Source organism: Candidatus Mycobacterium methanotrophicum (genome assembly GCF_023515995.1).
Classification (GTDB): Bacteria; Actinomycetota; Actinomycetes; order Mycobacteriales; family Mycobacteriaceae; genus Mycobacterium; species Mycobacterium methanotrophicum.
The window spans coordinates 3,096,497-3,116,326 of sequence record NZ_CP097320.1; the positions used below are offsets into that span (position 1 = coordinate 3,096,497).

Below are 19,830 nucleotides of genomic sequence, written 5' to 3' on the forward strand. Positions count from 1 at the left end.
CACTAGAGCCTACGAGAGCCACAGAGCCGCGCGACCTCGACCATCGCCGCAGTGATCTGCGCTATCTCGTCAGGTGTGCAGATGAACGGCGGCATCGCGTAGACCAGGTTGCGGAACGGGCGCAGCCATACGCGGCGGTCGATGGCCGCCGGGGTGGCAATCGCCAGGTCGACAGGGCGGTCGCATTCGATGACGCCGATCGCCCCGCGCACCCGGACGTCGATCACCCGCGGCAGCGTCCTGGCCGGTTCGAGACCGGCGGTCAGCCCGGCGCTGATCTCGGCGACCGACGACCGCCAGTCTTGGCTGAGCAGCAGCTCCACGCTGGCCACCGCCACGGCGCAGGCCAGCGGGTTGGCCATGAAGGTGGGGCCGTGCATCAGCGCTGCCGTCTCGCCGGCGCTGATGGTGTGCGCGACGTGGGTGGTGCACAGGGTGGCGGCCAGGCTCAGATAGCCGCCAGTGAGCGCCTTGCCGACGCACATGATGTCGGGGCTGACGCCGGCGTGGTCGGCGGCGAACAGTTCGCCGGTGCGGCCGAATCCGGTGGCGATCTCGTCGAAAACGAGCAGCACGTCGTGTCGTCGGCAGATCTCCCACAGGTCAACGAGGTAGCGGGGATCGTGGAAGCGCATGCCGCCCGCACCCTGCACCACCGGCTCGATGACGACGGCCGCCAGTTCGTCGGCGTGGTCGGCCAACTGCGCCTCGAACGCCGCACTGTAGTCGGCGTCGTAGTCGCGGGGCACCTGCGGGGCGAACACCTGGGAAGCCAATATGTCGGTCCACAACGAATGCATGCCGCCGTCGGGGTCGCAGATGCTCATCGGGGTGAAGGTGTCGCCGTGATAGCCGCCGCGCCAGGTCATCAGCCGCCGTTTGCCCGGCCGGCCCAGACTGCGCCAGTACTGCAGCGCCATCTTCACTGCGACCTCGACCGACACCGACCCGGAGTCGCAGAAGAACACCGTCTCCAGCCGCGCTGGCGTGAGGTCGACCAGCAGTTTGGCCAACCGGGCGGCGGGCTCGTGGGTCAGCCCGCCGAACATGACGTGGTTCATCGTTGCCAGCTGCGCGGCCAGCGCCGCGTCCAAGACCGGGTGCCCGTGCCCGTGGATGGCCGTCCACCAGGAGCTCATCGCATCGAGCACCTCGACGGGCTCACCGTCGCGGATGACCGTCAGCCGGGGCCCGCGGGCGCCGACAGCGACCACCGGAGGCACTGCCTCGGCGCCGATCGTGCTGTATGGATGCCACAAATGCGCCGCATCGATCGCGCTGATCTGCGCGGGTGTGAGCCCGGGGCTCGGCGCGGCCTCAGCAGTCATGGAGACAGAGCGTATACAGTTCCCGGCGGCCCCTCAGATGGGCGGACAACCCCACAGCAACCACCAGTGCCGGGAATGCCACCACCGCCACTACCGCCACCCAATAATTATCGGAGATCTTCTTGGACTTGCACATAATGTGCTACACCATCTCGGCGCGGTTTGGTCTCCGTTTGAAATCCTGCTGCTAGAAGCTGTTGCCGGGCACAACAGGTTTGTGTCGGGTGGCGTTGTACCAGAACGCGTTCATCGCGGTCATGGCGGTGTCGTGGGTGATCAGCCATGGACAAAAGTGGGGTATTCCAGCCCCACCCGCGCCACAGCCGCAGCCAGTCGTGATTAACAACAGCAATGTGGTTGGGGCGATTGTCAGTTTCGTGCAGAAGCGTCGCGAGGAAGCCCGCCGCCAGATCGCCGCTCGCGCCGACGCTGAATGCCGGGCATCTCTCGAAGGGAACCCGGCCGGCACTTACGGCCAATATCCGCCACCCCCGCTGCCAGAGCCTGACCATTGGCTACCACCAAGCGTTACGTAGGTCGCGCAACACTCCTCACACACCGGCGTCTACCAGTTCGGCACTCCGTGAATACATTTTGACTACGACTTGCGCGATCCGGTCTTGGCTGTTCTCTAGAGAAACGCAAAGTGGGATTTTTGCACTTCGGAGGGCGTGTCGTGGCGCTGATCAGCGGGGTTACGTTACAACGAGGGTAACGCAGCGTGGCAAGCACCGGGCCGAGCAGCGGTACTCGCTGTTCGGTCGCAAAAATCGCGGGCGTCGGGCAGCATTGAGGCCACCATGGTTTCGCCGCAGCAGTTCGAGGACCCGTCTGCCAGCCAGCACGATGACTCGCCGCCGCGGTTACTGCGGCCGCGGCTAGTCCCGTGGGATGTCATCTCACTGCTGGTATTGCTCGCCCTGCTTGCCGTTCTCGCGTTCGGAACCGATTGGTATTCAAGGCTTTTCAGCTTCCTCAAAGACGTCTGCGTCGGCGATTGTCCGCCCGCGCCGTTCGGCATCGACTTCTACATATATCCGGTGGTGTGGGGCGGTATCGGCGCGGCGATCGCTGCGGCCGTCGTCGGCCCGGTGGTGTCCCTGCTCAAGGGTTGGTACCTGTCGTTCTGGCCGCTGCTGGCCATCGTCCTTGTACTGGTCGCCTCGGGGGCGGGCGCGGCGCTGACCGCCTTCAGCAGCTCGTACTGGCATGGTGGATCCGGCGTCGCGGATCAGCGTCAGTCGGGCGCCGCGGGCCCCGACCGCGACGACATTGGGCGGCGCGGCGCGGCGTCGGCATTCGAGCCGCCGATAGTGCTGTAGGGATGCCACAGGTGCGCCGCGTCGATCGCGCTGATCTGCTCAACAGTGAGTCCGGGGCTGGTCGCGGCCTTCGCCACAGACTGGGAATCGCAGCTTTTCAGCTTCCTGAAGGACGTGTGCGCAGGAGACGATTGCCCACCGGTGCCCTACGGCGTCGACTTCTATATCGACCCGGTGGTGTGGGGCGGCATCGGCGCGGCGATTGCTGCCGCCCTTATCGGTCCGGTGGTCTCGCTGCTCAAGGGTTGGTACCTGTCCTTTTGGCCGCTGTTGGCGATCGCGCTCGCCGTCCTCAGCTCCGTGATCGGGTCGATGTTGACCACTTCTTGCGGCCAGTATTGGCATTGACGGCGACGGTCCCGGCCCAACGTCGCGACACAGCCGTGGTGAGACCGAAATCACAAGGGGCCGCCGGCGATTGAGCCTCTGGCCTACGGACGGTCACCGTTGAGTCACGGTACGACAAAAAATCCCTTGTGCGACCCCCTCGGTATGGCCCCCGCCGCCATTTGTTGTCAAAGTGTCTGTAGTGACTGTTGTGAATTCAGCGGTTCACCGAGGGGCACGTCGTCGCCGACGTTGGTGACGGCGTGCGGCCCCAACGGGGGCGGGCCGGCGCAGGAGTCTCTGCGGTGAACCGGTAGGAGCGCGGCAGACGCGCGTAGTCACCGCGCTGACGCCGCAGAGAGGTGATCGACATGAGACGCAGCTACGCCGTCCCAATCAGCCTGGCCCTGTTGCTGACGCTACCGATGCTCAACCCGACTTCCGCGACCGCTGACCCGACGGGTCCGACCCTGCCGGGACCCTCAGTGCAGGGTCCGACCCCGCCAGAATCGTCACTGCAGGGACCGTCACTGCAGGGACCGTCACTGCAGGGTCCGTCGCTGGTCGGCTACCAGCAGTCGACCAACTATGTGATTCAGCGGGCCCTTTCACAGCGCGGTGTGCCGTTCTTGTACGGCGGCGGCAACGCCGCCGGGCCCACCCGCGGCACCGGGTTGAAAGCCAATGTCGTCGGCTTCGACGCCTCAGGTCTGATCCAGTACGCCTATGCCGGCGCCGGGATCAAGATGCCGCGGACGTCGGGCGAGCAGTGCAACGTCGGGCGCAAAGTGCCGCCTGCACAGGCGCGTCCCGGCGACCTGCTCTGCTACGGCCCGGCTGGCACCCAAAGCGTCGCGATGTACCTCGGCAACGGCCAGATGATCGAGGCCACCGAGCCTGCCGTCACGGTCTCGCCGGCGCGGACCACGGGAATGGTTCCGTATCTGACCCGAATCATCGAGTCCTGACCCGGAACTCGCCGAGGCACCGTTAACGCACTGTCGGCGGCCGGCGGCTTAGGTAGATTGTCTGTCAATCATGATGACCGTCTACCTAACCCGTCCGGCCGTCGCCTCCGTTGCGGGATCCGCCCAGTCCGCCATCGGAAACCGGAGAGCAGGGTTCTACCGCCACGATCTGGACGGGCTGCGCGGCATTGCCATCGCCCTGGTCGCGATGTTCCACGTGTGGTTCGGCAGGGTTTCCGGTGGAGTGGACGTGTTCTTGGCGCTGTCCGGCTTCTTCTTCGGCGGCAAATTGCTGCGCGCGGCATTGAACCCGGCGTCATCGCTGTCGCCGGTGCCCGAAGTGATTCGACTGGTTCGGCGGTTGCTGCCGGCTCTGGTGGTGGTACTGGCCGCGTGCGCGGTACTGACCGTCCTGGTTCAGCCGCAGACCCGCTGGGAGACGTTCGCCGACCAGAGCCTGGCCAGCCTCGGCTACTACCAGAACTGGGAGCTGGCCAGCACGGTAGCCGACTATCTGCGGGCGGGCGAAGCGGTCAGTCCGCTACAGCACATCTGGTCGATGTCGGTGCAGGGCCAGTTCTATATCGCCTTCCTGGCACTGGTTTTCGGGCTCGCGTTTCTGCTCCGGCGCCGTCTCGGCGACCGGTTGCGCACGACGTTCGTGCTGCTGCTCAGCGCGCTGGCGGGGGCATCGTTCGTCTACGCGATCTTTGCGCATCAAGCCAACCAGGCGACCGCGTACTACAACAGCTTTGCCCGGGCGTGGGAGTTGCTGCTGGGGGCACTCGTCGGCGCGCTGGTCCCCTACATCCGCTGGCCGATGTGGTTACGCACGGTGGTCGCCACCGTCGCATTGGCAGCGGTGCTGTCCTGCGGCGCGCTCATCGACGGCGTCAAGGAGTTCCCAGGACCGTGGGCGCTGGTCCCGGTCGGGGCAACCGTGCTGTTCGTCCTGGCCGGCGCCAACCGGCAGGCCCATCCCGCTACCCGTGACAAGCTGCCGCTGCCGAACCGGTTGCTGGCCACCGAGCCGCTGGTGAAGCTCGGCGCGATCGCCTACTCGCTGTACCTGTGGCACTGGCCGCTGTTGATCTTCTGGCTCGCGTATTCCGGTCACCGGCACGCCAACTTCGTCGAGGGCACGGCGGTATTGCTGATCTCCGGCGGGCTGGCCTACCTGACCAATCGGTTCGTCGAAGAACCGCTGCGACACCACGCCGGTGCCGATACCGCACCCGAGTCCGCGCCGGTCATTGCCTGGCGGGGCCGGCTGCGCCGTCCCACCATGGTGCTGGGATCAATGGTGGCGATGCTCGGTGTGACGCTCACGGCGACCGCGTTCACTTGGGTCGAGCATGTCAAGGTCGAGCGCGCCGGCGGCAAGGAGCTCAGCGCGCTCAATGCCCACGACTACCCCGGGGCCCGCGCCCTGGTCAAACACGTGCGAGTGCCCAAGCTCCGGCCGCGGCCCACCGTGCTGGAAGCCCAGACCGACTACCCGCCGTCGACCCGGGACGGCTGCATCAGCGACTTTGCCAACACGTCAGTGATCAGGTGCGCCTACGGCGACAAGGATGCCGCCAGGACCATCGCCCTTGCCGGCGGCTCGCATGCCGAGCATTGGCTGACCGCGCTGGACATCCTCGGACGCAGGCGCCATTTCAAGGTGACGACCTACCTCAAGATGGGCTGTCCGCTGTCCACCGAACAGATGCCGTTGGTGATGGGCAGCAATGCGCCTTACCCGGAGTGCCGCGACTGGGTGCCCAAGGCCATGGCCAAGGTGGTGGCCGACCATCCGGACTACGTATTCACCACCTCCACCAGGCCCTGGAACATCAAGCCCGCAGATGTGATGCCCGGGACGTATGTCGGGATCTGGCAAACATTCTCCGACAACAACATCCCGATCCTCGCGATGCGCGACACGCCGTGGCTGGTCAGAGACGGTCGACCGTTCAACCCGGCGGACTGCCTGGCCAAAGGCGGCGACGCGCTGTCGTGCGGCACCAAGCGCTCCGACGTGCTGGCTGATCACAACCCCACCCTCGATTGGGTCGAGCAGTTCCCGCTGCTCAAACCGCTGGACATGAGCGATGCCGTCTGCCGCCCCGACATCTGCCCTGCCGTCGAGGGAAACGTGTTGGTATACCACGACGCTCATCACCTGTCTGCCACCTACATGCGCACCATGACGAACGAGCTGGGTCGCCAAGTCGGGGCGGCCACCGGCTGGTGGTGACCGCCCACACGCGTAGGGGACGCAGGCCCACCAGATCCGCCCGCCGATAAGGTCGAAGGATGCCCCCGTCAGATCCCAACCACGGTGCCGCTGCACCTCCACCTGAGCTGGTCACCGTATGGCCGGGCAGCAGCTACCCGCTCGGCGCTACTTTCGACGGCGGCGGCACCAACTTCGCGCTGTTCTCCGAGATTGCTGAAAGCGTCGAGTTGTGCCTGATTGACGGCGACCGGCACGAAACTCGAATCCGCCTCGACGAGGTTGACGGACACGTGTGGCACGCCTATCTGCCAACCGTCAGCCCGGGACAGCGTTACGGGTTTCGGGTACACGGGCCGTTCGCCCCGTCGGCCGGTCACCGCTGTGACCCCAGCAAGCTGTTGCTCGACCCGTACGGGAAGTCGTTCGACGGCGAATTCGCGTTCGGTCAGGCGCTGTTCTCCTACGACCTCGCCACCGCAGCCGAAGACCCCGCCGAGACCGGCACTCCCCCGCAGGTCGATTCGCTCGGGCACACCATGACCAGCGTGGTGATCAATCCGTTCTTCGACTGGGCGACCGACCGTGCGCCGCGGACGCAATATCACGAGACGGTCATCTACGAGGCGCATGTCAAGGGGATGACCCAAACCCACCCGGGCGTCCCCGAAGCCCTTCGCGGCACCTACGCCGGGCTGGCGCACCCGGTGATCATCGATCACCTCAAATCGCTGCATGTCACCGCGATCGAGCTGATGCCGGTGCATCAATTCCTGCATGACCATCGGCTGTTGGAGTTGGGATTGCGAAATTACTGGGGCTACAACACCTTTGGGTTCTTCGCCCCGCACCACCAGTACGCGGCGAACCGGCAGGCCGGCGGCGCGGTGTGCGAGTTCAAGTCGATGGTCCGCGCGTTTCATGAGGAGGGCATCGAGGTCATCCTCGACGTGGTGTACAACCACACCGCCGAGGGCGATCACCTCGGTCCGACGATCAACTTCCGCGGCATCGACAACGCCGCCTATTACCGGCTGGTCGACGAGGACCTGCGGTTCTACAAGGACTTCACCGGCACGGGCAACAGCCTCAACGCCCGCCATCCGCACACCTTGCAGCTGATCATGGACTCGCTGCGGTACTGGGTGACCGAGATGCACGTCGACGGCTTCCGATTCGACCTCGCGTCCACGTTGGCTCGTGAGTTTTACGACGTCGACCGGCTGAGCGCGTTTTTCGACCTGGTGCAGCAGGATCCGGTGGTCAGCCAGGTCAAGCTGATCGCAGAGCCGTGGGACGTCGGCGAAGGCGGCTACCAGGTCGGCAACTTCCCGGGTTTGTGGACCGAATGGAATGGGAAGTACCGCGATACCGTGCGTGACTATTGGCGGGGCGAGCCCGCGACCCTTGGCGAATTCGCGTCCCGGCTCACCGGGTCGTCAGACCTGTACGAGGCGACCGGCCGGCGTCCCAGCGCCAGCATCAACTTCGTCACCGCCCACGACGGCTTCACCCTCAACGATCTGGTGTCCTACAACGAGAAGCACAACGAGGCCAACGGTGAAAACAACCAGGATGGCGAAAGCTACAACCGGTCCTGGAACTGCGGCGTCGAGGGTTCAACCGACGACCCCGAAATCCTGGATCTGCGTCGCAAGCAGATGCGCAACATCATGGCCACGCTGCTGGTCAGCCAGGGAACTCCGATGATCGCGCACGGCGACGAGATGGGACGCACCCAGCACGGCAACAACAACGTCTATTGTCAGGATTCCGAGCTGTCCTGGATGGACTGGCCGCTGGTCGACAAAAATGGTGACCTGCTGGCGTTTACCCGCAAAGTCACCGCCCTGCGTAAACACCATCCGGTGTTTCGTCGCCGCCGGTTCTTCGAGGGAAGGCCCATCCGCAGCCTCGGCCAGGTGCGCGACATCGCCTGGCTGACGCCCGCAGGCGACGAGATGACCCCGGAGGACTGGGAACGCGACTTCGACAAGTGCGTCGCGGTGTTCCTCAACGGCGAAGCCCTGCATGAGCGCGATGCGCGCGGCGGGCGGGTGGTCGACGACTCATTTCTGCTGTGCTTCAACGCCCATGCCCATGCTGTGGACTTCGTCATGCCTCATGACGACTACGCCAAAGAGTGGACGGCAGAACTGGATACCACCGATTCCACCGGCGAGGTGAAGCTGGTCGTGAATGACGGTGACGAAGTCTCGCTGCCCGGCCACGCGCTGCTGGTGTTCCGTAAGACGCGATGACGCATGGTCTTTCCCGTACTGTCCACCTATCGGTTGCAGCTGCGGGGCGCGTCCAGCGGTTTCGGGTTCACCTTCGCCGACGCCGAGAACTTGCTCGACTATCTCGCCGAACTCGGGGTGTCGCACCTCTATCTGTCGCCGATCCTGACCCCGGTCGCGGGGTCGGCGCACGGCTACGACGTCGCCGACCCGACGACGGTGTCTGCCGAACTCGGTGGCCCGCAGGGTCTGGCGCGGCTGTCGGCGGCGGCCCGGGCCCGCGGCATGGGACTGGTGGTCGACATCGTCCCCAACCACGTCGGGGTGGACAAGCCGGAGCAGAACCAGTGGTGGTGGGACGTGCTGCGGCACGGCCCGTCGTCAACCTATGCGGCACATTTCGATATCGACTGGGACCTGGCCGATGGCCGAATAGTGTTGCCGGTATTGGGTTCTGACGACGACGTCGCCGACTTGACCGTCGACGGCGATCTCTTGCGGTTGGGTGATCTGGCATTCCCGATCGCCGCCGGCACCGGTGACGGCACCGGCACGGAGGTGCATGACCGCCAGCACTATCAGTTGGTCGGCTGGAAGCGCGGAGTGTGTGGTTACCGGCGGTTTTTTTCGATCACCTCGCTGGCCGGCCTCCGTCAGGAAGACCGTGCCGTGTTCGAGGCCAGCCACACCGAAGTTGCCCGCTGGTTCATCGAAGGGCTCGTCGACGGTGTGCGCATCGATCACCCGGACGGCTTGTCCGATCCGGCCGGGTATCTGACGTGGCTGCGCGAGCTGCTGGGCCCCGATGCCTACATCGTGACCGAGAAGATCCTCGCCGTCGACGAGGCGTTGGAGCCGACGCTGCCGATAGCCGGCACAACCGGGTACGACGCGCTTCGGGAGATCGGCGGGATTTTCATCGACCCGAACGGCGCACCGGCATTGACGGCGTTGCTCGAATCCACCGGCATCGACTACCAACAGATGCCGGCCATGCTCGCCGGCCTCAAGACCACAGCGGCCACCCAAACCTTGGCCAGCGAGCTTGCCAGGCTGCGGCGGTGCATCGCCGCGGCGGCCGGTGCCGACCATCCCCAACTGCCCGCGGCGGTGGCCGCCCTGCTCGCACACATCGACGTCTATCGTTGCGATTACCGCTGTTTGGCCGCGATACTGCCCGCTGCGCTGGCGGAAACCCAGTCTGCTGCACCGGAGTTGGACGTTGCGCTGCAGCTGATCGCGGCTGCGTTGGCCGGCGGCGGCGATGCAGAGCGAAGCGATGAGCAGGAGCGCCGCGATATCAGAGCCGGCGAGCCCGCGACACGGCTGCAGCAACTGTGCGGCGCGGTGACGGCCAAGGCCGTCGAGGACTGCCTGTTCTACCGCGATGCGCGGCTGGTGTCGCTGAACGAAGTTGGCGGCCAACCACGTCGGTTCGGCGTCGGCGCCGCGGAATTCCATCACCGCGCCGCGGCCCGCGCCCGACTCTGGCCCCAGGCGATGACGACGTTGTCGACCCATGACACCAAGCGCGGCGAGGACGTCCGTGCGCGCATCGGTGTGCTGTCGCAGGTGCCGTCGCTGTGGGCCGAGTTCGTCGCCCGCTGGGAAAGCGCGACTCCCGCCCCCGACCCGGTGACCGGATTATTTCTGTGGCAGAACATCTTCGGGGTCTGGCCGGCCAGCGGCGAAGTCACCGGCGAACTCCGCGACCGGTTACACACCTACGGGGAGAAGGCGATACGAGAAGCGGCCTGGCAGACCTCCTGGCAAAACCCGGACGCCAAGTTCGAGAGCGCGGTGCACGGCTGGCTGGACGCCGTGCTCGACGGCCCGGTGGCGCGCGAGCTGACCAACCTGGTGATCCGGCTGCAGGCGCACGCCGAGAACGACGCGCTAGGCCAAAAGCTGCTCGCGCTGACCGTGCCCGGCATCCCCGACATCTATCAGGGCACCGAATTGTGGGACGACAGCCTGGTCGACCCGGATAACCGACGCCCGGTCGACTACGAAGCCCGATGTCAGGCCCTGAAGTCCTTGCAGCATCGGAAAATACGAGTGGTCAAGGCTGCCTTGCAGTTGCGCCGCGGCCGTCCGGGCACCTTCCTGCGGGGCGGTTACCACCCCGTGCTTGCCGCGGGAACCGCCGCCGATCATGTGGTGGCGTTCATGCGCGGCGACGACGTGCTGGTCGCGGCGACCCGCTGGACGGTACGCCTCGAGCAATCCGGCTGGGGCGACACCGCGGTACCGATACCCGCGGGCGGGTGGAGCGACACGCTCACCGGCGCGACGATCGCCGGGGCGGCGCCGGCAGCCGAGCTGTTCGCCGAGCTGCCGGTGGCCCTGTTGGAGCGCAGCGATGGCTGAATTCGCGGTATGGGCGCCCAAACCGGACACGGTTCGCGTCGAAGTCGACGGTCACGTCCATCCGATGACGCGCAGCGCGGACGGCTGGTGGCGGACCACCCTTGACGCGGCACCAGCAGCCCGCTACGGGTATCTCCTCGACGACGATCCGGCGGTGCTGCCCGACCCGCGATCGCCCCGCCAGCCCGACGGCGTGCACGGCCGCTCGCAGCTATGGGCGCCGGCGACCCGCTGGACGGACGACGGCTGGACCGGCCGGCCGGTGCAGGGCGCGGTGATCTACGAGCTGCACATCGGCACCTTCACACCCGAGGGCACCTTCGACTCGGCGATCGAAAAGCTCGACTATCTGGTTGATCTCGGTGTTGATGTCGTCGAGGTGATGCCGGTGAACGCGTTCTCCGGCACGCACGGCTGGGGCTACGACGGGGTGCTGTGGTATGCGGTGCACGAACCCTACGGCGGACCCGACGGGCTGATCCGGTTCGCCGACGCCTGTCATTGCCGCGGCCTTGGCGTGCTGATCGACGCGGTGTTCAACCACCTCGGTCCGTCAGGCAACTACCTGCCGCGGTTCGGCCCGTACTTGTCGTCGGCGAGTAATCCGTGGGGGGAAGGCATCAACATCGCCGACGCCGACTCCGACGAAGTTCGCCGCTACATCATCGACTGCGCGTTGCGCTGGATGCGTGATTTCCACGCCGATGGTCTGCGTCTGGACGCCGTGCATGCCTTGGTGGACACCACCGCCATCCACCTGCTGGAAGAGCTCGCTGCCAAAACCGATGCGCTGGCTGAGCAACTCGGCCGACCGTTGTCGCTTGTCGCCGAGAGCGACTTGAACGATCCGAGGATGATCACGCCCCGGCGCGGCGGCGGCTACGGGATGACCGCGCAGTGGGACGACGACATCCACCACGCCATCCACACCGCGGTGTCCGGGGAGCGTCAGGGCTACTACGCCGATTTCGGATCGTTGGCTACGCTGGCAAAGACATTGCGCAGCGGCTTCTTCCACGCAGCCACATATTCGTCGTTTCGAAAACGGCGCCACGGACGACCGCTGGATACCACCGAGGCCTCGGGGATTCCGGCTACCCGGTTGCTGGCCTACACCTGCACCCACGACCAAATCGGCAATCGTGCGCTGGGCGATCGCCCGTCGCAGAACCTGAACTTCGGCCAGTTGGCAGTCAAGGCTGCGCTGGTGCTCGGATCTCCTTATACCGCGATGCTTTTCATGGGTGAGGAATGGGCAGCGTCGACGCCGTTTCAATTCTTCAGCTCCCATCCGGAGCCCGAGCTGGCGCGCGCCACCGCCGAAGGACGCAAGAAGGAGTTCGCCGATCACGGATGGGACGCCGACGAGATCCCCGATCCACAGGACCCGCAGACCTTCCAGCGCTCGAAGCTGGACTGGGACGAGCCCGGCACTGGTGAACATGCGCGACTGCGCCGGCTCTATCAGGACCTGATCACATCGCGGCGCAACGAAACTGACATGGCCGACCCGTGGTTGGACCACCTGGTGATCGACTACGACGAGGAACACCGCTGGATCGTCATGCACCGCGGGCGGTTGGCGATCGCCTGCAATCTGGGTGCCGAGGCGGCGGGTGTTCCGGTAACCGGCGAGGTGGTGTTGTGCTCCGCTTCGCCCGACATCGGCGCCGCGGCCACCGAGCTGGCGCCGTATTCGTTTGCGATCCTGCGGGTTGTGGATAACTGACTACCCGCGGCGCCGCCGCCCACTGATGATGCGCGAATGAGTCATCACGAGCTCTTGCCGATTCCATCCATTGAGACCGCCACCGATCCCGTTCACTGCGCCGCCGATCTGCGCCAGCGGTGGCGAGCGTTGATGGGACCGCTCGGATTTGAGGAACGGCTGTTGTGGTTCGGCCTCGTCGGGCCGGATCGATGCTTCACCAAAAAGCTCTGCCACGTGCCAATTCGTCGGCGGCCCCAGGGCCGAGTCGTGTGGAACCTGATGTCGTCGCTGCGGACGCTGCTTGACGACCTGGCACCGGGAACCACGGTGGCATTGCTGCTGACCGGGCCCGGGCGCGGGCCGGTCTCGTCTGCCGACCGGGTGTGGTCGAAAGCGCTGACGGACATGGCCGAAAGATTCGCCGTTCCACTGGAACCGATCTTCCGCGCACACGACGAATCGGTCGACGAGCTGTCACAGAAACTTTGATACTGTGCGTCCGTGAAAAATATCACGGTATCGGTTGCCGACGATGTCTATCGCACGGCGCGGATTCGGGCAGCGAAGCTCGGCCAGTCCCTGAGCGCTGTCGTCGCCGAGTTGCTGAACTCACTTTCCGAGCGGGAGAAGGAGTTCGCCCGGCTGGAGGCAAAGCAACGGCGGGTACAAGGCGAAATCCGCAACTTTCGCGCACGCGACCGCCTGAGCCGTGACGATGTCCACGCCCGTGCGGTTCGTTGACACCAATGTCCTGCTGTATGCGATCTCGCGCGATCGCGAAGAGCGGGATAAGGCGAAGCAGCCTGATCGGTCGCAGGGTGGCCGCGATGGCGTTGGGGAGCGGGACCCACTGTTGGCACATCGTGATCGGGACTACGAGGTGATCCGCGCGCATTGCGCCCTACAAACCAAACCGTTGTTTTGACTCGAATCCGACTTATCGCGCGTCGAATATCGCAGCGCTACCAGTAAGTTACCGGCGAGCTGGCTAGATGCTTCCCCGTGGTAGCACCCACCGGTGCTGGAACGCCAATACCGTTGCGGCTGTTTCGAAGTCAGCGTCGTAGTGGACAACGGTGAGTTGGTGTACGGCGGGCGAGCGTTGCGATAAGCAGGTCGGCCATTCCGACCGCCCGATGTCGGCCGGTTCCTGCCAGGACTCGTTGTGCGCCGAGCGCGGTCTGCCAATGCTCGTCGTTGGTGGTGTGTCTGGTCGGGCGATTTTTGGTGTACGCGAGTTGGGCGCATTCTCGCTACGATCTGTCTAACTGTGCCCTTGGTTTTGCGGAGGTTTGCGGTGGTGTTTGCGATGGTGCCGGCGATGTTGGATGTGGTGGCGAGTGAGGCGCTGCGGGCGGCGGCTGCCGGTATTTAGCGCCGGCCGGGGGCGCTGAGGTTATGGGTGTGCATCCGTGGCCGGAGATCGATCCGGCGAGCGCGTACGTGACGATGACCGGCGGGGCGGGGGCGGCGCCGATGCATGCGGCCAGCGCGGCGCTCTCGGCGCTGCGGTGGATGCGACGGCGGCGACCTCGCAAGTCAACGACGGGGTTGTCGGGGAAACCTGGTCGGGGGCGCACCCGGCAAGAAGGCCGCCACGCTGGACAGGTTCTTCACCGAGGCCCTGCCCGAGGACGGGGCGAACAAGATCGAGGCCGTGTCGATGGATCTGGGTCCTGCGTTCGCGAAATCTGTTCGGGCGCACGCCCCGCAGGCGGTGATCTGTTTCGATCCGTTCCATGTAGTCAAGCTAGCCACCGACGCTCTCGACGACGCGCGCCGCCAGGTGTGGCAGTCCGCGCGCACGCTGTCGAACAAGCAGATCGCCAAAACCTACAAGGGCGCCCGGTGGGCGCTGCTGAAGAACCCCGAATCCCTCACCGATACACAGAAAGCCACCCTCGCCCAGCTCAAACGCGAGGGCGGCGCCCTGGTGCGGGCCTACGAGCTCAAGGAATCGTTGCGGGCGGTGTTCGCCGGTCACCTCGACACCGACACCGTCACCCACATGCTGGGCAAATGGTGCTTGGGCGCAGCGATGCCGGATCCCGCAGTTCACCAAGGTCGGCACGACCATCAAAAAACACCTCGACGGCATCCGGGCCGCCGTCGACCGCGGCCTGGCCAACGGACGCCACGAAGGACTCAACAGCAAGGTCCGGCTCATCATCCGCCGGGCCTACGGCTTTCACAGCGCCGAGGCCGCCCTCGCCATGGTCATGCTGGTCTGCGGACCGGTCACCCTCGAACTCCCATACCCCACAGGAGGTCATCCACATTCACGTCAGTAGAGCCGTTTAAGGTTGGGTGTCCGAGGTGCCAGCAGTCGTCTCTTTTCTAACCTTCTGCGTTTCTCAAATATCGCATCACTGCGGGAGCCCTTCACAACCCGCCCTCGCCTTAGGATTTCGGCCGGCGACCGGGCGGCAGTGACCCGGTGGCGACCGACCAGCGGCGGAGCACCACCGCGCTGCCGTCCGCCGGTGACGTGCATCAGATCAGACTGTTCACCTGACATCACCTGGCGGCGCAATTGCGCCGGCACGATACAACTGGGGATCAGCCGCGCCGCCCAGCGCGTTCGGCGAAAGCGTCGAGCGCGGCGAGCACCTCAGGAGAACGCCACACTCGGTTGCGGGGTCCGCTGGTCGTCTCGATGAGGATTCCCGCCTCGGTGAGCGGGTTGAGGTAGCGGTGAGCGTTGGTGGACTCGATGCCCAATTCCTGCGCCAGTAGAGCAGCGTTCACGACAGGACGGCGGGTCAACAAATCGGCGACCTTCCACACCGCCGAGTCAGAGCGCGCGGTGATCACGTCGTTCCAGTTCTCCCGGGTATCGCGAAGGTCGGCGACTAGTTGACGCCCGTTTGCGATAGCCAGGACGGTGGCCTGAGAGAAGCGCTCGACAATCGGCGCGGCGTCACCGTCGCGATAGCTAGTCAACGCGGCGAAGTGTGCGTCCGTGTCGGCCAGCAGCCCGGCCGAGACCGGCACCGTTACCTGGCGCGTTAGGCCCTTGTTGCGCAGCATGGCTTGTACCAGTGCGCGGCCGGTGCGCCCGTTCCCGTCGGTAAAGGGGTGAATGGTTTCGAACTGTGCATGGGCCACCGTGATCTGCGGCAGTGCGGGAACGTCGGCGCGCTGCGCGAAGGCGATCAGGTCGTCAATCGCGCCGGGGACCACCTCGTGGCGCGGGCCGACGAACGTCGCGCCGATGGGGGTGGAGCCACCGCCGATCCACACTGGCTCGGTGCGGAATTCGCCTGGTGTATGGCGTGGCTCGTTGGCCATCAACGCGCGGTGCATCGCCAGGATGGCGTTGGCGTCAACGGTGTCGGACAGGGCGACCGCTGCTTGCATCGCAGCGGTGTTGGCGACGATCATCTCAGCGTTGCGCTTGGCCTTGCCGCCGGGCAGCTCGGCCTCGGCGATAGCGCGGGCTGATGCGGTCAAGTTCTCGATCTGCGAGCTTGCGGCTGACTCCGACCGCAGCAACACTGCGGCAAACGGTGCGATTTCGCCTCCGAGTTGGCCGTCGAAGCGTGTGATTTCGTTGCTGGCGGACTCGGCGTCTGCGAACACTGATGGCGACAAGTCCAAGACCAGGTCAGCGATGCTAGCCGGCATAGCGGGGTGGTAGGTGCCATATTTCGGCAGCGCTGCGCTCGCGTATCGCCTCCCCTGTGGTTCCCAACGAACGTTCTCGTAGGTGACGGGACGAAGTGAAGTCACTGTCCCAGTTTAACTTCACTTATCTGGTTAAGTGAAGTTAACAGTGTCCGTTGACTTCACTTAGGACTCGCGTCACAATAACTTAGGTTTTCGCTTCCGCGGCGGCTACGGTTGTGATAATGACCGGCATGGCGGAAGTCGTGGAGTCGGCGGCGTCGAGGTATGCGGCGCAGTCGCATTTCACCCCAGATCGAACACCGGCTGTTCTCCCAGATCACCATGAACTGGCGCGGCCGCCCACTGACCAGCCACCGCATGATCGTCGACCTGATCGGCAACACCACCACGACCACCGGGCTAACCGTGCACTGCGTCCTCGACACCGACCAATACGCCACCGGCATCAAATACACCGCCAAAGACGTTGACGCCCTGCCGATCACACGCCACGACTTCCACGGCGAGTGGAACTACACCATGCAGCCGACACGCCCGAACACCACCTAGATTATTTTGACGCAGGCACTTAGCGCAGGAGATCCGGGCGGGTGAGTAGGCCGCGACCGCATCCAGCGCCGAGCGCCGAGCGCCTCGGGCGATAACCGTAGGAGTCGGGGTGAAACATCGGCTCCACCCGCTTTTCCAGCTCCATGGCCACCACCGTCTGCGCGACCCTGTCAGCGGCCTGCCGAGAGCGGTGTTTTAAGAACGAGTGGATGATCGAACATACGAGCGGATCCATTGACACGCCGACGCTTCGCCATGATCACAGCCCGGGCGCGCAGGCGCGCCGACGATCACCACAATCACCCCAGCCACGCCCGTCTAACTGCGAAACTCAAGTTACCCGGTAACTACTCCGTATTCATCCGATGAGTCACGGCTATTCGGATATGGCGCGTTAACAGTATTCCGTATTGCCCTGTGTTCCAGGCGTTTTCAATGACCAACGCCAGTGTCAGCGCCCGCGTTTCTGTTCCCACGTGGTTCCCAATGACGTGGTCAAATCCAACCTCCATACCTGTCTGACGTCGAGTGGCCCACCGCCCGTTCGAAGATGCACGAGGGGGCGGCTAAGCATCACAGATCGAGGACAAAGCGCAGCGCTGCCTGGGCACTCCCCTCACCGAGCGATCAATGGCAGACGGTCGGAAACGAATATCGCGGGTCACCAGTAACCTACACCATGTTCCTTGACTGTCTGTGCGACATCAGCTTTCGTGCTACCCCCTATAGCGAAGTGTACAGCGCAAATTCTATTACTGTGTAACATCAACAGATTTCGATGCCACCGGGCCTGCTCAGTTCCGAGTTGATGTTTCATGGTGTTAATCGAACTAGTCGATCCCAAGAGGGTGGTTCGGGTGTGGTTGGGCAAGCCACCGCTGCCCGGCCAGGGGATTCGTGACGGGAACCCGTTTTGTGGTCCAGTCGCATATGCGGCTTGGGTTGCGGGTCTCGGAGCGGTCGAGCTTCAGTGCGCTATCGCCCCTAGGTGCAAAAATATTGCCCGTTGAGCAGACAATTCGACGGTGGCGAGTAGGAGCCGGTCAGCACGCCTCTTAGACCACCTGCGGCTGAACCACCGGGCGCAATGATGCGATTCCAATTCGCGGGGGTCAGAACATAGTGCGTGCCAGATTGGGTAAGGGTGCTATTCCACGTGTGCGAGACGGATTCTCCCATCGGCAAGTCGAATTCAAGCTTCCAATCGGTTAGCGGCGCCGTGCTGGAGTTGGTGATGGTGAAGTGCGCGATGAAACCGGTCTGCCACGTCGATGTCACCGACAACCTCGCCGTGGCCGCAGCCGCATGAGCTACGGGGGTGATGGCGAGTCCGAGGATGGCAACTATCAATGCCGACACGGTTACGTGAAGCGCTGTGCGCCAGCCCGTCACGTAATTGTCCAGTCCGGCCATAGCAGCCAACACTAAAGCCAAACAAGCCGATATCGGTCCGCGCATCGCGGGTAAGCTGCAGTACCTTTACTCAACTGAAACCGTCATGAAATTTGAGCCTCGATCCACACTGAACCATGTATCGGCCCAGCCGAGCCGGCACTCGCCGTAGGTTCCAACGGCGACGTTGTGGGCACGCGTCCGCGCTGAGCGCCCGCATCGGGGCGCCCATCGCCGCCATGGACGAATCAGATCACCACAGCGGCGAGCGCGGCGGATCGGCTCGCGGCGGGCCACAGGTCACCAGCGGGCCCCACACCGGCGAGCAGCCCGCCGCACCCGACCCTGGTATGCCCACCGCGATCGGCGCCGACAGCGACACCGCCACGCTGGTCGAGCCCACCCGGTTGAGCACCGTCGAACGGCTCGACGAGATCACCGGTGTCGGCGTCCACGCCGCCCAGACGATCATCGCCGAAATCGGGCTCGATATGACCCGCTTTGCCACCCCCGAACAGCTGGTCTCCTGGGCCAAACTCTGCCCGCGCACCATCCAGTCCGGCCCGCTGACCCGCGGCGGCAAAACCGGCAAGGGCAACCCCTACCTCAAAGGCGCGCTCGGCCAGGCCGCCGCTGCGGCTGCACGCGCCGACGCCTTCCTCGGACAGCGCTACCGGCGCATCGTCAAACGCCGGGGCAAGCTCAAAGCCCTCGTCGCAGTCGCCCGTTCCATCCTGCGCATCGTCTGGCAGCTGCTTTCTGACCCCACCGCCCGATTCTTCGACCTCGGCCCCGACTACCACGCCAACCGTGTCGACACCGAGCGAAAGGTGCGCAACCACATCGCCCACCTGACCGCGATGGGATTCCACGTCACTCTCGAACCCGCCGCCTAGCCCACCAAATACACACCGCCACATCGTGACCCAGCAGCGGCACCCTGTGTGAGAGCATGACCACCAGGTACTTGCCGCGGCTTTGGCGATGATGAAGTCGAAGCCCTCGGCCCTGACCTCGGCAAGGTTCAGCCCAGCCTGGTAGCTGGCCACGTCGACGCCGTACAGGGTCACGGGTCTGCTCTCCCCCATGGTCGCGGCTGACGTCAAGTTTCCGGCCTCGACAAGCCCTCATCGACCGTAGCGACAATTGCGGTGTTGCGCCCAAACAACACGCCATGCGCCTGAGCTTCCCGCTTTGCGCATACGCCCGTCGCGGCCGGTAATCCCGTAATGAGCAGCGCTACAACCGGTTAGAGGATTCAGCTCGACGGAAGGGGTCGCTTCAACGGGCCGGCAACGGCAGCCTCAACGCCGCCATCGTCGGCCTCAGCCGCCCGGACGGCACGCCGAACGTACTGGTCACCGCCGTCAGCGCCGCTGCGGTGCCGAACGGCTTGTCAAGATCACCGGCTTCGGCCACACGGCATGCCCATCAACGCCCACACGTGCTCCAACAGCGCCCTGGCGTCGTCGCCGAAGCCTCGCGCCCGCAACCTGCGCCGGTCGACCTGCTCGGCCGGGTCAGGAAGCCTCGGGCCGGTCAGCATCCGCCGCGCCGTCGAACGGCCCATCCCCGTGGTGCCCACCACCCGATCCAGGATCTTGGTCTTGTCCGCCTTGCACGCCTTGCGGTACTGACCTCGCAGTTTGTTGGTTTCCTGCCGCCTTGCGGCCATATCGATCTTGCCCTCCACATCGGGCAAGCCTTCCGCGCCACGCGCTCAAAATACCTGAGGCACCACCACCGGCCACGCGCTCAAAGTAGGTGAGGCA

At 64.9% G+C, this 19,830-nt stretch carries 15 protein-coding genes and 3 pseudogenes; 13 read left to right on the forward strand and 5 right to left on the reverse strand.

The window, feature by feature from the left end; genetic code table 11:
* Window positions 1-2 precede the first annotated feature (2 nt).
* Window positions 3-1,328: an adenosylmethionine--8-amino-7-oxononanoate transaminase gene (locus tag M5I08_RS15950; protein WP_219066132.1), complete on the reverse strand. Its 1,326-nt coding sequence runs from the start codon at window positions 1,326-1,328 to the stop codon at window positions 3-5.
* Between the two features lie 224 nt (window positions 1,329-1,552).
* Here M5I08_RS15950 and M5I08_RS15955 point away from each other — a divergent pair, with 224 nt between their 5' ends.
* The 11 genes and pseudogenes from M5I08_RS15955 to M5I08_RS16010 all read left to right on the forward strand — a co-directional run bounded on the left by M5I08_RS15955 (window position 1,553) and on the right by M5I08_RS16010 (window position 14,828).
* Window positions 1,553-1,864: a hypothetical protein gene (locus M5I08_RS15955; protein ID WP_249762822.1), complete on the forward strand. Its 312-nt coding sequence runs from the start codon at window positions 1,553-1,555 to the stop codon at window positions 1,862-1,864.
* Between the two features lie 264 nt (window positions 1,865-2,128).
* Window positions 2,129-2,536: pseudogene (locus M5I08_RS15960) on the forward strand (hypothetical protein); the annotation flags it as partial.
* 159 nt (window positions 2,537-2,695) lie between these two features.
* Window positions 2,696-2,998 carry a hypothetical protein gene (locus M5I08_RS15970; protein WP_219066131.1) on the forward strand — a complete coding sequence of 101 codons (303 nt, stop codon included), beginning with the start codon at window positions 2,696-2,698 and terminating at the stop codon, window positions 2,996-2,998.
* A 350-nt stretch (window positions 2,999-3,348) separates the two neighbouring features.
* Window positions 3,349-3,936: pseudogene (gene ripD, locus M5I08_RS15975) on the forward strand (NlpC/P60 family peptidoglycan-binding protein RipD); the annotation flags it as partial.
* Between the two features lie 82 nt (window positions 3,937-4,018).
* Window positions 4,019-6,187, forward strand: a complete 2,169-nt coding sequence (sucT, locus tag M5I08_RS15980; protein ID WP_370328650.1) for an acetyltransferase SucT — start codon at window positions 4,019-4,021, stop codon at window positions 6,185-6,187.
* A 59-nt stretch (window positions 6,188-6,246) separates the two neighbouring features.
* Entirely contained in the window at window positions 6,247-8,427 is a 2,181-nt protein-coding gene (glgX, locus tag M5I08_RS15985) for a glycogen debranching protein GlgX (protein ID WP_219066128.1), read from the forward strand.
* A gap of 3 nt (window positions 8,428-8,430) precedes the next feature.
* Entirely contained in the window at window positions 8,431-10,776 is a 2,346-nt protein-coding gene (gene treY, locus M5I08_RS15990) for a malto-oligosyltrehalose synthase (RefSeq protein WP_219066127.1), read from the forward strand.
* On the forward strand, window positions 10,769-12,505 hold the full coding sequence (treZ, locus tag M5I08_RS15995) for a malto-oligosyltrehalose trehalohydrolase (protein ID WP_219066126.1): 1,737 nt from the start codon (window positions 10,769-10,771) through the stop codon (window positions 12,503-12,505). The genes treY and treZ overlap by 8 nt, the downstream gene beginning before the upstream one ends.
* 36 nt (window positions 12,506-12,541) lie before the next feature.
* Window positions 12,542-12,976 carry a hypothetical protein gene (locus M5I08_RS16000; RefSeq protein ID WP_219066125.1) on the forward strand — a complete coding sequence of 145 codons (435 nt, stop codon included), beginning with the start codon at window positions 12,542-12,544 and terminating at the stop codon, window positions 12,974-12,976.
* 12 nt (window positions 12,977-12,988) lie between these two features.
* Window positions 12,989-13,228, forward strand: a complete 240-nt coding sequence (locus M5I08_RS16005; RefSeq protein ID WP_219066124.1) for a hypothetical protein — start codon at window positions 12,989-12,991, stop codon at window positions 13,226-13,228.
* Window positions 13,229-13,967: 739 nt separating this feature from the next.
* Window positions 13,968-14,828 carry a transposase gene (locus M5I08_RS16010; protein ID WP_249762823.1) on the forward strand — a complete coding sequence of 287 codons (861 nt, stop codon included), beginning with the start codon at window positions 13,968-13,970 and terminating at the stop codon, window positions 14,826-14,828.
* A gap of 218 nt (window positions 14,829-15,046) precedes the next feature.
* Here the strand turns inward: M5I08_RS16010 and M5I08_RS16015 are convergent, their stop codons facing one another.
* Window positions 15,047-16,114 carry a Fic family protein gene (locus tag M5I08_RS16015; protein WP_249762824.1) on the reverse strand — a complete coding sequence of 356 codons (1,068 nt, stop codon included), beginning with the start codon at window positions 16,112-16,114 and terminating at the stop codon, window positions 15,047-15,049.
* Between the two features lie 291 nt (window positions 16,115-16,405).
* Here M5I08_RS16015 and M5I08_RS16020 point away from each other — a divergent pair.
* Window positions 16,406-16,666 (forward strand): annotated as a pseudogene (locus tag M5I08_RS16020) (ISAzo13-like element transposase-related protein); the annotation flags it as partial.
* 19 nt (window positions 16,667-16,685) lie between these two features.
* Here the strand turns inward: M5I08_RS16020 and M5I08_RS16025 are convergent.
* Window positions 16,686-16,901, reverse strand: a complete 216-nt coding sequence (locus M5I08_RS16025; protein WP_249762825.1) for a hypothetical protein — start codon at window positions 16,899-16,901, stop codon at window positions 16,686-16,688.
* A 749-nt stretch (window positions 16,902-17,650) separates the two neighbouring features.
* Window positions 17,651-18,079 carry a cellulose-binding domain-containing protein gene (locus M5I08_RS16030; RefSeq protein ID WP_219068448.1) on the reverse strand — a complete coding sequence of 143 codons (429 nt, stop codon included), beginning with the start codon at window positions 18,077-18,079 and terminating at the stop codon, window positions 17,651-17,653.
* Between the two features lie 218 nt (window positions 18,080-18,297).
* Here M5I08_RS16030 and M5I08_RS16035 point away from each other — a divergent pair, with 218 nt between their 5' ends.
* Window positions 18,298-18,954: a transposase gene (locus tag M5I08_RS16035; RefSeq protein ID WP_249762826.1), complete on the forward strand. Its 657-nt coding sequence runs from the start codon at window positions 18,298-18,300 to the stop codon at window positions 18,952-18,954.
* 506 nt (window positions 18,955-19,460) lie between these two features.
* Here the strand turns inward: M5I08_RS16035 and M5I08_RS26910 are convergent.
* A complete protein-coding gene (locus M5I08_RS26910; RefSeq protein WP_370328493.1) occupies window positions 19,461-19,751 on the reverse strand; it encodes a hypothetical protein in 291 nt (96 codons plus the stop codon).
* Window positions 19,752-19,830 lie beyond the last annotated feature (79 nt).